The organism is bacterium, from assembly GCA_026416715.1.
GTDB lineage: Bacteria > UBP4 > UBA4092 > JAOAEQ01 > JAOAEQ01 > JAOAEQ01.
The window spans coordinates 1-15,385 of sequence record JAOAEQ010000037.1; the positions used below are offsets into that span (position 1 = coordinate 1).

At 38.1% G+C, this 15,385-nt stretch carries 13 protein-coding genes; 8 read left to right on the plus strand and 5 right to left on the minus strand.

The genetic code is table 11. The features are described 5' to 3' along the window. The 3 genes from N3A72_11980 to N3A72_11990 all read right to left on the minus strand — a co-directional run. On the minus strand, positions 1–1,263 hold a 1,263-nt coding region (locus N3A72_11980), incomplete at its 3' end, for a cache domain-containing protein (GenBank protein ID MCX7920293.1). Further along, positions 1,264–2,559 (minus strand): [FeFe] hydrogenase H-cluster maturation GTPase HydF, encoded by a 1,296-nt coding sequence (gene hydF, locus N3A72_11985; protein MCX7920294.1) that lies wholly within the window; start codon positions 2,557–2,559, stop codon positions 1,264–1,266. A 13-nt stretch (positions 2,560–2,572) separates the two neighbouring features. Further along, entirely contained in the window at positions 2,573–3,211 is a 639-nt protein-coding gene (locus N3A72_11990; protein MCX7920295.1) for a redox-sensing transcriptional repressor Rex, read from the minus strand. A gap of 198 nt (positions 3,212–3,409) precedes the next feature. Between N3A72_11990 and N3A72_11995 the strand changes: the two genes are divergently transcribed. Then, positions 3,410–4,588: a glycoside hydrolase family 76 protein gene (locus N3A72_11995; protein ID MCX7920296.1), complete on the plus strand. Its 1,179-nt coding sequence runs from the start codon at positions 3,410–3,412 to the stop codon at positions 4,586–4,588. Positions 4,589–4,799: 211 nt separating this feature from the next. Here the strand turns inward: N3A72_11995 and N3A72_12000 are convergent, their stop codons facing one another. Further along, positions 4,800–5,687, minus strand: a complete 888-nt coding sequence (locus tag N3A72_12000; GenBank protein ID MCX7920297.1) for a hypothetical protein — start codon at positions 5,685–5,687, stop codon at positions 4,800–4,802. A 119-nt stretch (positions 5,688–5,806) separates the two neighbouring features. Here N3A72_12000 and N3A72_12005 point away from each other — a divergent pair, with 119 nt between their 5' ends. The 7 genes from N3A72_12005 (at position 5,807) to N3A72_12035 (ending at position 14,172) form a co-directional block, all read left to right on the plus strand. Then, positions 5,807–6,724 (plus strand): acetylxylan esterase, encoded by a 918-nt coding sequence (locus N3A72_12005; GenBank protein MCX7920298.1) that lies wholly within the window; start codon positions 5,807–5,809, stop codon positions 6,722–6,724. Between the two features lie 133 nt (positions 6,725–6,857). After that, positions 6,858–8,240 carry a DUF2961 domain-containing protein gene (locus N3A72_12010; GenBank protein MCX7920299.1) on the plus strand — a complete coding sequence of 461 codons (1,383 nt, stop codon included), beginning with the start codon at positions 6,858–6,860 and terminating at the stop codon, positions 8,238–8,240. 75 nt (positions 8,241–8,315) lie between these two features. Next, positions 8,316–8,990 (plus strand): hypothetical protein, encoded by a 675-nt coding sequence (locus N3A72_12015; protein ID MCX7920300.1) that lies wholly within the window; start codon positions 8,316–8,318, stop codon positions 8,988–8,990. Between the two features lie 56 nt (positions 8,991–9,046). Then, positions 9,047–9,604 (plus strand): LemA family protein, encoded by a 558-nt coding sequence (locus tag N3A72_12020; GenBank protein MCX7920301.1) that lies wholly within the window; start codon positions 9,047–9,049, stop codon positions 9,602–9,604. Between the two features lie 29 nt (positions 9,605–9,633). Continuing rightward, a complete protein-coding gene (locus N3A72_12025; GenBank protein MCX7920302.1) occupies positions 9,634–10,458 on the plus strand; it encodes a class A beta-lactamase-related serine hydrolase in 825 nt (274 codons plus the stop codon). A 178-nt stretch (positions 10,459–10,636) separates the two neighbouring features. After that, the gene (locus N3A72_12030) at positions 10,637–12,331 is read left to right on the plus strand and encodes a hypothetical protein (protein ID MCX7920303.1); all 1,695 of its coding nucleotides are present in this window, start codon (positions 10,637–10,639) and stop codon (positions 12,329–12,331) included. Between the two features lie 107 nt (positions 12,332–12,438). After that, positions 12,439–14,172 carry a hypothetical protein gene (locus tag N3A72_12035; protein MCX7920304.1) on the plus strand — a complete coding sequence of 578 codons (1,734 nt, stop codon included), beginning with the start codon at positions 12,439–12,441 and terminating at the stop codon, positions 14,170–14,172. 441 nt (positions 14,173–14,613) lie between these two features. Here the strand turns inward: N3A72_12035 and N3A72_12040 are convergent, their stop codons facing one another. Beyond that, entirely contained in the window at positions 14,614–15,252 is a 639-nt protein-coding gene (locus N3A72_12040) for a winged helix-turn-helix domain-containing protein (protein MCX7920305.1), read from the minus strand. Positions 15,253–15,385: the final 133 nt, after the last annotated feature.

Here is a 15,385-nt window from a genome sequence, read left to right on the forward strand (position 1 = left end):
AGATGTGTATAAGAGACAGGAATATGCACTCAATATTGTTGAAGCGAGAATCCCTTTCAACTCATGCGCTACAAACCCGATTAAATCAAGATAACTTTTATTCAACTCACTGAGTTTTTCATTAGCCGTTTTTAGATTCTGTTCTCGTTCAGCAAGTTTTTCCGTCATTTCATTAAAATCGCGGGCAACACTATTCAATTCTTTGACCGACCCGTTCGTTTGCACCCGGATTGATAAATCGCCATTAGCTATCCGTTTCGTCGCAATTGACATATCGGTTAACTGTTGAGAAATAGAACTCGCTAAAAGATGCGATAGTATTTCTGCAATCACTGCCGCACAAATTATTATTATGAGAAATATGATAAAAACATTGCGAATAATATCTCGAAATATTTGTTCTAACAATCCTACATATAAGATGCCGATAATGTTGCCGTTGATATCGCGAATCGGTTCATAAGCAGTTAAATACCAATCGGTAACGACAAAAGCTCGATCCAACCACATTTCACCTTTTTCAATTACCTGTTCGTAAACCGTATGCGAAACTCGTGTCCCTATTGCTCGGTTACCTTGACTATCAAGAACATTCGTAGCAATTCGGACATCATTCTGGAATATGGTTACCGTTCCAATCGGTTTTCCTTTATAGTGTGTTTTTTCAAACACTGCGTCGTGAATGCGGTCAATTAATGCAAAATCGCGATTGATGATTTTTCCACCATAAATAACTTTGCTCATTCTACCGGATTTGTCGAATAGGGGAGAAGCATACTCTATTGCCATAGCTTGATTCAATAACTTAATGTGACTCGGTTTAGCTTTTGGTGTTTCACGAATTTCTATTAAAGTTCGTTGGTATATATCTTCCCCAAGAGATAGCAACTCTTCGGTTCCGATGATACGAGTTCCACCAATTCCCTTTCCTAAAAAAGCGCGCTGCGCAATTTCACTTTTTACGGTATCCTTTTTTTCTCGCGGAACGAGATAAAGATAATCGATACCAATTTTCTTTCGTGCTTCTTCTAAATCTATAGTTTCATTATCGGACAATAAACTGAACGCATACTTAATTTTGTCTTGTTCTGCTGTATACACAATTCGCGCTGCACGTAAATCCAGATATACCTGACGTTGTGCTCGTGCAATTATATTATTTTTAATAACAAAATATGCAAGGATCAGAAAGGAGATTCCCAGGATTAAAATGACACTATGAATCGCAATAATTATTTTTCGTTTTAGTGTTGTAGGTTTCATTTATTGATTATACATTAACGCTAAATCCCGGTTTTGGTTTTTCTCCTGCTCGATTTTGCTCATTTCATTTCTATATGCAGTTACCGCTGCAGGAAAAGGAGCAAGAACCCGGTCGAGAACGCCCTGCACAAAAGCAATGCAGATGCCATAGTTGGTTATAGGTATTCTGGCTTCATTCGCCTGATGTATCCGAAAAAGCATCTCTTTTCGGGTTATCATACATGCTCCGCAATGGATAATTAATTTATATTTGCTTAAATCCGACGGAAAATCTCTTCCGGAACAAACCGTTATCTGTAACTCTCCACCGACATATTGGTTCAACCATCGTGGGAGTTTAACCCGCCCGATATCATCTTCGATTGCATGATGACTACACGCTTCTGCTATGAGAATGTTATCTCCAGGCTGTAATTGAGCAACAGCGCAAACTCCTTTTGCCAATTCAATTAAATCCCCTTTATACCGTGAGAATAAAATCGAAAATGTTGTACATCTAACATTATTCGGTGTCTCGGTTACCATTTTTAATACGACTTGTGAATCGCAAATCACAATATCCGGAACCAAGGCTACTCTTTCCAGAATTTGCTGGTATTCGCTTTCTTTAACTACAATTGCAGCTCCATGACTATCTAAAACGGCACGGATAGTTTGCACTTGCGGAAGGATAATTCTTCCTTTCGGCGCTTCTTTATCAATCGGTATAATTAACACTGCTACCCCTTGCGGCGGAACAACATCTTCGACTAAAGCTGTTGGGCTTAAATAGTCTTCCGGACAAAGTTGAATCAAGTGTTTTTTAAATGCATTAACATTGTGTTCTCGTTGTGTTGCATCTATGCTAGAACAACAGATTACATGAGGTGTAATGGCTTGCATTTTAGCTAAAAACGATTCGGAACAAGCGTTGATATCGATTTTGTTTATAACGATAATTAAAGGAACATTCTGATGGTTAGCTTCACGAACAATACTCTCTTCAAATTCAGTCCATATTTCCGGTTCAATGATAAGTGCAATAATATCTGACCGAGCAAAGATTGTATTCGTTTTTCTGATTCGCAACTGCCCTAACGGTGAAACATCATCCAATCCAGCTGTATCTAGCAAAACGATAGGACCAATCGGAAGTAGTTCCATGGTTTTTTCCACTACATCAGTCGTCGTTCCTGGTACCGGAGAAGTGATCGCTACCTCCTGTCCCGCAATCATATTGAGAAAACTAGACTTTCCAACATTAGTTCTCCCAAAAATTCCTATATGTAAACGTAATGATTTTGGCGTGGTTCGCATAAAGAGACCTTGTTCAATATCGATGTGTAGATGGTTTGCTTAATGCGTTAACAAAATAAATCACATTTTCTAATTCAACTTCAAGATTAACGTTATTAATGACACAGTCTTCAGGAGCGCGCAGTCGTATCGGGGCAAAGTTAAGGATTCCTTTAATTCCGGCATTCAATAGCAAATCTACGGTTTGCTGCGCTGCAATATCCGGAACAGCAATAATAGCAATTTTAATGTTATGCTTGTGAACACAATCTTTTAATTCGTCCAAGGGCAACACAGGAACTTCTGCGTTACGATTATATTTCGCTGGATCTATATCAAATGCTGCGACAATTTTTATGCCTTCTTTTTCAAATCCTTTATATTTCATTAATGCGGTCCCGATATGTCCCGCACCGATAATGACTACTTTTTGAATTTCATCTTTCCCAAGAATGGTGTTAAGTTTAGTAATTAATTCATCAATAATATACCCGCCGCGTTTGTTGCCGGAAATACCAAATAACGAAAAATCTTTTCGCACCTGCGATGGTTTAACGCCTACCGCATCTGCAAGATTATCGGAAAAAACCTTAACGAATCCGAGCAATTTTAACCGATATAACGCATTTTTATATCGGGATAACCGAATAATCGCATTTTTATTTATCGACATATTAGGCATAATATATTGTTCCTTTATTTCACATTATTGTAATCTATTATAGCAAATAAACTCCTTTTTGTCAATAAATATTGTGAATAATATCACTAAATAGAATTCGTATAAAAGAATTAATGGTTATACATATTGAATTTATAGCCATAAAGAAATATAATGAATTATTAAAAATAGTAATTCCCAATATTTCGTATGCGCTTGCGTATTTTTATGACTATCCTATTATTACCTAGCCTTTACTATTTTTATTCATTTTCATCGGGACAGAAATCCGGAAAGATATTATTATATAATCGGTATGCGGATATAGCACTCGATGCACTTTTCAATAATTTTTGGAATAAATCAGAACAGTATTTTAATGCTCACTATCCTGATACAGGTAAACTTTCTGGATATTGGACCTTTGCGCAAGCATTCGATGCGGTTCTCGATGGCATCGAACGAACGAAAAGTAAACGAGACGATAAATGGATTAATACACTCTACCTTGCACAGGATAAACGCGGGTGGTTCGTTGAATATTTTGATGATGAAAATTGGATGGTGTTAGTTCTGATTCGCGCGTATGATGTAACCGGAGATAAAAAATATCTAAAGCAAGCGCAAAAGATTTATTCTGATATCATCACAAATGGTTGGGATACGACGTGTATGCATGGCGGAATCTGGTGGGATAGAAAACATACCCAGAAAGCTACTGCGATTAATGCTGGAGCAGTTATATCTGGGAGCCGACTTTATCAGAGAACGAATGAAGTACAATATCTTGATTTTGCTAAACAGGTCTATGCATATTGGTTTACCACAATGGTCAATCCCACAACATTTCAGGTTTGCGATCATTTCGAACCTAATGGGAAAAAGTTCTGGTGGAAGTTTACCTACAACGAAGGATTAATGCTTGGAGCTAGTTTAGAATTATATTCTGTTACCGGAGATAACTCTTATTTTCACCAATCTCATTCTTTTGCAAAATTTATTCTTGACCAAGAAACTATTGAAACAAAATATGGTAAAGTATTATTCGATGGAACGAATGAAGATTGTACTGGCGATGCCCAGCAGTTTAAAGGAATCGCATATCGCTATTTTGCGCTTTTATATCAACAAGATACCAGCAATCACGAATATTTTAAATTTCTTAAATCCAATGCGGACGCAATCTGGCATTTATCCCGTAACCGGAAAACGCATTTATTCGCAGTCAACTGGGCGGGACCTCCGATGAACCAATCTTCACTTGCGCAACATAGTTCCGCTACAATGACCCTAAATATTTTTGCTAAATTACTTCAAAAACAATTAGAGAAATCTCTTCTCACCAGCGAAAATATTTTCAAACCGATTGATTTGCGATTAGCAGAATAACTTCTCTTGTCGATACTAAGCTACTCTTAATCTACTATATTTCCACCTTGTATATTGTCACCTTACATGAAGGGGTTTAATGCCGTAGAGGAACCAGTGTGCCTTCGACCCACACTGGTTTTACTCCGCACTTAATCCTTTTCTGAAAGTATTATGCGGTAAGCTATCAACGGAAAGAATAATGGTAATCAACAGAATTATTTATCCATCTTTATTGTATTCTATTAACGATTGTATCAAGATTAAACGTTCTAATTGGGTAGAGATTCCAAGTTTCAGTATGTTCAATCGTTTGGTTCGGATTAACCGTGGTTAATGCTCCGAGCGTTTCAATTTCGAGCATAGCTGAGTTGGTATACACTTCAATATTCGCACCGAAATCAGGATAAACAGCTGGTTTTCGTTCAATGTATTTAACGAAGAGCATGCCGTCAACCCAGTAAGCTATCCAACCTGGATTCGCGAAAGTTCCGAGTTTAATCGGTGTTTTTGCGGATCTATCTTGTTTAACTAAAATATATTCATCAAGGAACGTTAATCGTCTATCAGCGAGAGAAGTATATGGCCACAGTGATAGGTGCCGATCAGGAAGTAACCCGGCATTATCAACCTTCTCTGGTCTCATTGGAATAATGGCGATGCCGTTCTGTCGCATAACTGATAACGCCCAGCACGCAAGCTGAATTTTCCACCGGCCAATATTGGTTATCGAATGAACAACATCTACTGCTCCTAGAATTTTTTTACTCGCTCGGATAGTAATCTTTTTCTGAATCGAATTTTGCGGTTCCGGATTACCATAAATGATCATTTGATTTTTCTTAGCAACTATCTTGATTGGTTTATCATCCAAAGAATAGGTTCGTGGAGTCGATTCCGGTGAACTCCATAAACGGTGTCCGCCATAAATATGCCAGAACCCTTCACTCGTCTGTACGCCTGCTTCCGGTAAGACACCAAACATATTGAATTTCGAACGGGATTGATGCGCCAGAAATACTATTCTAGGACCGAATTCTGTTGCTATACCAATTTGTATTGCACCAATGGAAAATAATCGAACTTGATATCCATCGATTTCTTTGAGAACACTTTGCATATCCAATTCTCCCGGCTAGAACTTCAATCTGACAAAATTATTGTAATATAAATTGTATTCTTTTTAAAATAATCATTGCTTATCTAGGGAATTTGCCATACAATATCTTTTCAAAAAATATGATTAATACCCAGGATAATAGGCGGAACCAACTGTATCAACTGCTCGGAGATTTACCAGAACGAACCCGTCCGATCTCTGCTATACTGCTTCGTGAATCGGTTGAACCTGATTATATTCTTGAAAAACTTCTTCTCGACCTTAACGGAATCGAACCGGTTCCGGCTTATTTCGTCCGCCCGAAAAATGCTACCCATAAATTACCGACAATTCTCTATAATCATTCACACGGTGGCAATTACCATCTTGGTAAAGAAGAACTATTAATTGGAAATAGCTATTTATTCTCTCCACCGTATGCAGTCGAATTGACTAGAAACGGTTATGCCGCATTATGTATCGATGCTTGGGCGTTCGGAGAACGAAGTCATACCACTGAGTCGGCAATATTTAAACGAATGCTTTGGAACGGTCAAGTTCTCTGGGGTATGATGGTATATGATAATCTTCGTGCGCTCGATTATTTAGTTTCACGCCCTGACGTTGATGCTAACCGAATTGGAACGTTAGGCATGTCTATGGGAAGTACTATGTCGTGGTGGATTGCAGCATTAGATACCCGCATTAAGGTTTGTGTCGATATTTGCTGTTTAACTGATTTCGATACTATGGTTGAAACGAATAGTTTGGACTTACATGGGGTATATTATTATGTCCCTAAACTCTTAAAATATTTTACTACCGCAGAGATTAATGCATTAATTGCACCTCGACCGCATTTGAGTCTAGCCGGACTGCAAGACCCATTAACCCCAGTTGCTGGATTAGATAAAATTGATGCGGAACTGAAAAAAATCTATACCGCAGCAAATGCAACTGATTATTGGAAATTATTCCGTTCGAATTCTGGGCATATAGAAACTGCTGAAATGCGGAAAGAGGTTATGCTCTGGTTAAACCGATTTTTATGTGAGTAGCGCTTATATGAAAAGCATAAGTTGCACGAGGTTCAGGTTATTGTGTATTGTATCATTATCTCTTTTCTTTCATCCCAGTTTTGCTTACAGCAAACAGTTACGTTCTCTACCCATTTATGATTCCCTACCCTATTTGAAAGATTTTAAATCATTTCAGATTTCTAGTTTTGATACTACCGGCGGAAACGCAGATTGTCGCTATATCAAATCCGGAGAAACATTAACGTTAGCAGATATCAAAGGTCCGGGAATAATCACACATCTCTGGGTAACCGTTTCTGCGGAAGCGCAATTCGCGCTGCGCAATCTTATTCTAAAAATGTTCTGGGATAATGAACTGGAACCGAGTGTATTAACGCCGCTTGGCGATTTTTTTGGCGTCGGATTTGCAGAATATCAGCATTTTAGTTCTCTATTAATCGGAATGACTAGCGGTGGATACTATAGTTACATACCGATGCCGTTTCGAAAGTCTGCTCGTATCCAAGTAACCAACCTAACTGGAAAACCGGTCGGCGCGTTTTATTATCATCTCGATTATTATAAACTTTCAAAATTAGATCGTAATATTGCTTATTTTCATGCCCATTGGCGTCGTGAGAACCCAACAACCCTTGGAAAAGATTATACGATTCTTGAAGCGAAAGGGCACGGGCATTTTATCGGAACCGTTCTCTCAATGCAGGGATTGATACCTAGCAATCTTTGGTTCCTTGAAGGTGATGAACATATTTATGTAGATGATGAACCGAATTCAGTCTGGAGCGGAACCGGTACCGAAGATTATTTCAACTCCGGTTGGTATTTTAATAGAGGAACTTTCTCGAGTTTGTTCCACGGATTAACCATTAAAGATGAAGAACAATCAAAAGTCTGCGCATATCGGTTCCATATTTTAGATTCAATTCCGTTTACAAAATCTATTAGAGTTTCAATAGAACACGGTGGTACGAATGATATCAATGCGGATTACTCCAGTGTTGCATATTGGTATCAAACTGAACCGCATCTTCCGTTAACGTTACCTGAAGATAGAAATCCGCGAGAACCATTTACTATTTATCGAATACAAGATATGATTGAAGCAGAATCTTTGATATCAACAGCGGTAATTTCCGGCGGTATTCTCGATAAACAAGGTATGGGATTCTGGAGTTCTGAAACTGGTCAGCAATGGAGCGGTTCAGCTCAAGCGTTTTATCGTGAGACGAAACCAGGCGATTCGGTTATTTTTACTATCCCAGTTAAACGAACCGGAACATATTTCTTGAACGTATACTATACGCAAGCGCCAGATTACGGGATACTTCGGTGCTCAATTGATGGAGAAACCATCGGGAAAGATTTTGATGGATACCATCACTCAGTTATTCCTGCGAAACCGGTTAGTTATGGACCAATAGAATTGGTTACTGGCGAGCACGAACTCAAATTTGAAATTATCGATAAAAACCCTACATCAACCAATTATTTCGCTGGCTTCGATGGATTCGTTCTTGAACGTATAGTACAATAAATATCCTAAATTCAACAGTAAATGCAACAGTAACCTCAAATGCAACAAAAGGGCACAAATGATAGGACGGCATAAATGGAACAATGTTTCCTTGTAATAATCTTTATAATTATTGCAATCGTTATCGGTATTTTTGCATATTATAGCAATCTCAAACGGCAAAAAGAATGGCAACAATTCGCGTCTAACCATGGATTCCTATATACTGCAAAAGATACGATGTCGCTACCGGATTATTATTCTGAATATCATCTATTCAACCAAGGGCATAACCGAAAAGCGTATAACATCTGCCAAGGGCGAATTAACGATGTCAAGATTATCGCGTTTGATTATCGCTATACTACAGGCAGTGGGAAAAATCAGCATACCTATTATTTTACCCCGCTAATTATCGAGACAAACTTGGTTTTTAAACCATTATTTATTCGTCCGGAAAATGTGTTCGATAAAATTACTGCAGCTATCGGATTTGATGATATCGATTTCGAATCCGCTGAATTTTCGAAAAAGTATTATGTAAAATGCGCGGATAAAAAATTCGCTTATGATATTATCCACGCTCGGATGATGGAATTTTTATTGCAATGCCGAAACCTAACCATTGAAATTCGTGGGGATACGCTTCTATTCCATCAATCGAAAACATTATCCATCTCGGAATTGGAATTATTACTTATCGCTGGTCAAAAGTTTATTGAGTTAATTCCTGACTATGTTAGAAAGGAAATTACACGAAATAAAGTATAGAGTATGCGTGTACCTGGTTAGGTATTAGCACTTAATACTCGATACTTTCTTATCCTATGGAAGGTCTAGTTATATTTGGAGCAATTATCTTTCTACCGATTCTGTTTATCATCGTAACCTATAACAATCTAGTGCGATTAAGTCAGATGATAACCGAATCCTGGTCGAATGTTGATACTGAACTGCGGCGTCGGTATGACTTGATTCCGAATCTCGTTGAAACGGTTAAAGCATACGCTAAACACGAACGGGAAGTGTTCGAACATATAGCGCAAGCGCGAGCGGCTGCAGTGGCTAATACTGGCGATCCAGCTTCGCAAGCAATGGATGAGAATAAACTAATTAAAGAACTCAAATCTCTATTTGCAGTGGTAGAAAATTATCCGGAACTCAAAGCGAACCAAAACTTCTTAAAACTGCAGGAAGAATTGGTTGATACCGAAGACCGAATCCAGGCAGCACGACGGTTCTACAACGGTAACGTTCGCGATTATAATACGAAAGTCCAAACGTTCCCGAGCAATCTCATTGCTTCGATATTTAATTTTCAACCGAAAGATTATTTCGATATTGAATCACTCGATGTCCGCAAACCGGTTTCCGTATCTTTTTAATTTTGCGGTCTTTGTGGTTCTAATATCCAATGAAAAATATTCAATTACTCCGACGTAGGATATGTCGTCTCGCGAACCAATTTGATGGCAAACCCGGAATCGCTTTTAAGAATTTTGCAACCGGGGATGAATTTTATCTGAATGCTGATGAACGCTTCCCAACCGCCTCGGTTATCAAGATTCCGATTATGGTTGAAGTGTTCGCTCAGGCGAAAGAAAAGAAAATCAAACTGTCTGATACCCTCACCTATCGCAAACGATTGAAATATCCAGGCTCGGGCGTTATCCAATTCCTATCCGATGGTCTGAACATAACGATTCTCGATGCAACAATTTTAATGATAATCTTAAGTGATAATACGACAACTAACATGTTGCTTGACCTTGTCGGAGTGAAAAACATCAATCGGAGAATGGAAGCTCTCGGATTGTTCAACACTAAGGTCTTTCGAAAAGCGTTTACGAAAAAACCAGAAGTAGAACCGAAACTCTGCAAGAAATACGGGTTTGGAATGTCAACTCCTTGGGAAATGAATCATCTCTTAGAACTGATTTATTATAAGAAAATTATTGATAAACCTTCCTGCAAGCAAATGATTGAAATAATGAAAAACCAATTCTACGAATCGCAGTTACGTCGGTGGATATCTGGCTCAGGGGTTTGGATAGCGAATAAAACCGGAGCGGTGGATGGCGTGCGTAATGACGTTGGAATCATTCATACTCCAAACTCCGATTGGGCGATTTCAGTTTTCTGCAAAGAAGTAACCGATTTATCCTGGCAAATCGATAATCAAGCGCAAGTTTTTATCGCTAAACTATCCAAACTCATCTTTGACTACTATATGGGATAATACTGGAGAGGAATTAAGGCAATAGTTTATTCCCTTAATTTCTTTCCACTATCCCTTATGCAATTCAAAAATTTTATAATTTACTTTCAAATATTAATATAACCTCAACGGAATCAATGATAAATTATTTATTGATTAAATCAAACATAACATTATACGGATACTTGAAGGATATTTTATGCTAATAAAATACGTTATACTTATTGGTATATTAGCACTCCTATATACTCCCTCATCAGGAAAGGAACTCAATGTTCTCAAATTTGGGGCGAAAGGCGATGGTAAAACAGATAATACGCTAGCATTTCAAAAAGCGTTAGATACAGCGGGTAAAGAAAGCGGCGGAAGAACTGTTTTCGTTCCAAAAGGAAACTATCTGTTTAAAGGGCATCTAGTGATTCCGGATAATGTTACCTTGCAAGGTGTTTGGCAAATTCCAACTGCTTGGAGTCAATTTAAAGGAACGACCCTGTTGCCTACAGAAAACGAAGGGAACCCTAACGGAGAACCGTTTATCACTTTGAAAACCAATTCATTGATTAAAGGTATCACTATTTTTTATCCCAATCAGAGTCCTACCTATCCTCCGAAAGCATACCCATGGACTATAGCATCTGGTGGTGCGGATAACTGCGCGATTATCGATTGTCTTTTAGTCAATCCATATCAAGCGGTGGATTTCGGAACTCGAGTTGCCGGTCGGCATTATATACGCAATCTCTATGCGCAACCGTTATACAAAGGACTTTATATAGATCAATGCTATGATATCGGTCGACTCGAAAATATCCATTTTTGGCCATTTTGGCAATATGATAATGGAAATAGTCCATTAGATAAATTTATTGCTGAAAAAGCGGAAGCGTTTATTATCGGCAGAACTGATTGGGAATATATGTCAAACTGTTTTTCGATTTTTTATAATATCGGATATCATTTTATTAAAACAAACGCGGGAACCCCAAACATCCTCGCTACCCAATGCGGAGCGGATATATGCCAGAACGCAGTGCAGGTTGATGACTGTCAGGCGCATGCAGGTATCTCGTTTCATAATAGCCAGTTTTACGGTCGGATTGTCGTTAATGAATCAAATACTGGTCCTGTCCGATTCACGGGTTGCGGATTTTTCGGCTCGACAATTGCGCAACAAAATGAACCGAGTCATGCAGAACTAGCTGGTTCTGGTCATATCTCATTCGATAACTGCCATTTCGTAACGATTGACCCGAAAAATAAAGCGAAGCTTGATATTCTAGCGAAATCAGGAAGTTTGACTATCTCGGATTCGCTCTTTTTAGATTATAATCGAGATTATATCCGACTTGAACCGGAAGTACGAACGGCTATTGTTTCCGCAAATACGTTTAAAGGCAAAGGGCAGATTATTAACGATAGCCAAGGGAATGTTCAAATCGTCAACAACGTTTATAGCATTCCAAAAGAAGAAGCAAATGCAATTATTATTGACAACCTCGATTCGCCACCGCAATTTGTGCTTGAAGGAGATTGGAAACTGGGGGTAGGCGGTTCTGATTATCTCGGTGCAGTTCACTGGGCGGTTAGCGGAAAAGGAGAATGCAAAGCATTCTGGCGACCGCAGATTCCTAACGATGGGAACTATGCAGTTTATCTTTGGTATGGCGCTGACCCAAACAACGACCATGCAACTAATGCGAAATATAGTATCGTTTATTCTGCTGGTCAAGAAACTAAACATGTTGATTTAAGGAAAGAGTACGGAAGATGGCATTTATTCGGTTGCTATCCATTTAAACAGGGGAATCAAGGTTTTGTTACGGTATCAAACGATGCGAATGGCAATGTGTTAGCTGATGCGGTCAAATTTGTACCAATAACCGAAAAACGATAGCGCCGGTTGTTAGCTAGCATTTCATTATTTATAGACGGCAGGTGTTCATTGTTAGACAGATTTTTTCTGATGAAACGAAAAAACCCCTGAAACTTAAAGGAGAATTTATGCGATTTAAATATATTGGTATAAGTTGCTTGTTAATATTCACAGCTCAGAATAGTTTAGCAAAAGGACTCGATATTTTTCATTTTTTTAAGAAAGATAACGATAAAATTAATGTTTTACAGTTCGGTGCTAAACCGGATGGCAAAACCGATAATACGGTTCCGTTTCAGAAAGCGCTCGAGTTTGCTGGTAAAACTAATGGCGGAAGAACGGTTTATGTGCCTAAAGGGAATTATTTGTTTAAAGGGCATTTAAATATTCCAGACAATGTAACGTTAGAAGGAGTATGGCAAATTCCGACTGCTTGGAGTCAATATAAAGGCACAACATTACTTCCAACAGAAAGTGAAGGAACTGCTGAGGGTCCAGCGTTTATAACTCTCCGAACAAATTCGGTTATTAAAGGCATAACGATTTTTTATCCCAACCAAACACCAACGAATCCGCCAAAAGCTTATCCTTGGACTATCCAGGCTAGCGGTGGTGATAATTCTTCAATTATCGATGTTCTCATCGTTAATCCTTATATGGCAGTAGATTTCGGTACGCATCCCGCAGGTCGGCATTATATTCGGAATTTATACGCTCAACCATTATACAAAGGACTTTATGTTGACCAATGTTATGATATTGGCCGGGTTGAAAATGTTCATTTCTGGCCATTTTGGAACTGCAATAATCCGCAAATGGCAGCGGTGCAGACTTTCATCAATGAACATGGCGAAGCGTTCATCTTCGGACGGACTGATTGGGAATATGTTTATAATACTTTCTGTTGGGGATATAAAATTGGTTACCATTTTATCAAAACAAAATCTGGAGTTGCCAATGGCAACTTCCTTGGTATCGGCGCTGATGCAACGAATAACGCTATTCTGGTTGATGATTGCGCGCCTTATGGATTATTGATAACCAACGGAGAATTCGTTAGTTTTCTTGACCCGCAACCGACTTCGATTGTTATTGATTCAACAAATACTGGCGTTATCCAACTCCAGAACTGTGCGTTTTGGGGTCCAGCGAACCAGATAGCTTCAATTAAAGGAAAAGGGACAGTCATGTTTAACAACTGCAATTTTGTTTTCTGGGGTTCAAAAGATAAAAAACTTCCGGCGATAGAAGCGTTTGATGGGAATCTGATTATCACTTCCAGCAATTTTAATCTACCAGGAAAGCATATTACGCTGCATTCGCCCGTTAAAACTGCGGTGATTACCGGAAACCGATTTGCTGGAATACCAAATATTGAAAATCAATCACAAGGAATTGTTCAGCTCGGGTTGAACGCTGGGAGCCGATTTCCGAAAGAAGAACCAAATGCAATTATCATTGATGACCAAGATAATGAACCCTCGTTCCGAACGGAAGGAACATGGTTTGACGGGATTGGTGGTCAAGATTATCGGGAACTTACCAAATGGGCTCCAGCTGGAAAAGGTGAATCAAAAGCATATTGGACTCCGCAAATTCCAGTATCTGGAGTTTATGCGGTTTATGTTTGGTATGGATTCGACCCGTATGATAACCACGCAACCAATCAGCCTTACACTATCAAATATAACGGCGGCGAAAAAACAGTTTACGTAAATTTAAAACAGGATATGGGAAAATGGCATCTATTAGGCACGTTTGAATTTGAGCAGGGCACCACTGGCTACGTAATGACCACCAACGCCGCTAATAGTAATATAAACGCTGATGCAGTGAAATTCGTTCCTTTTTTTCAAAAGTAAGAAGTTACTTTACTAATTTTAGATTTTTATATAAAAAGGCTCCGCATACGAAATCACAATGAATTATCTACCCATAACTATATCTGACCATTATCCGCTTATGTAAGAAAAATCTTCTATTCGGCTAACTCCTGCTTTGCAAGACAGATTTTTTGTAATTAAAGAAAGTTTTGTTTGCGTAGGTTTATATGTCTTTAATTTAAAAAATCAATTCTTAAAGTCTCTTTACTTTGGATTAATTTTAGTCGATATCCCTATTATCATTGGGACAAAAAAGGGGAAATCTATTATCTATTATTACCTACTACCTCAAAAGCAAAATCAGAAAAAAGAAAAATCTACCCTTATTAAGTCCTTCCCAGCAATTTTCTCCCAAAAATTACTACTCAAAATTTCTGTCATCAATAATTTTCTACAAATTCTATGATTTGAAAAAAAGAATTAATTCAACGTTCTAAGATTAAGTTTTTTTATAACTTGTTTTGTGAGTTCTTCTGATTTTGTTTCGTCGTTGGTAAGTTCTAAAAATCTTTCAAACAGTTTTGACTGCGCATCTCTAATGTATTTCTCATAAGATTTTACTGCCTTAAAGATAATCAAATTATTTTCTGGTATCTTAATAATCTTTCTATTAATATGATCTGAATAGAGAATATAAAGTGCTTCTGGTGGATTTTTTGCTTTATAGCGAAAATATCCTTTAGGTGAAACAATGATTACCCGAGAATTACGTTCTAATATTAATTCTGTGCCTGGAACATTTATTTCACGAAACTTGATCTCTTCTTTAGAATCCAGAAAGTCATCAGGAAAATTCTTGCCCCCTTCCGGAAAAACTTCATTTATTAGTTGTGTTACCAAAGATGAAAAATCATTCTGAAAAGGGTTATCCCCGTATTTAGCAAGCACTATTTTACCTTTCTCAGTGATTTGCCATGTCCCACGAATACTATTGTCAATAAAACCTTTATAAACAAGACGCATTTTTGCCCAATGAACCCTGTGTTCAAATTTTCTATACGGCGTATTCGGAAGCAACTCTTCTCTTTCTGCTTTTGTAAGTTTAAAAAATTTAGCCAAAGGTTCAAATTTAAGTTGCTTTGATTGAATGGTTGAAAATTTGAGTGGTTTGTTTTTAGAAAAGTTATATTTTGCTACAAAACCTTACAGGCATTACGATGTATCTATTACTCACACCTCGCAATATCTACTC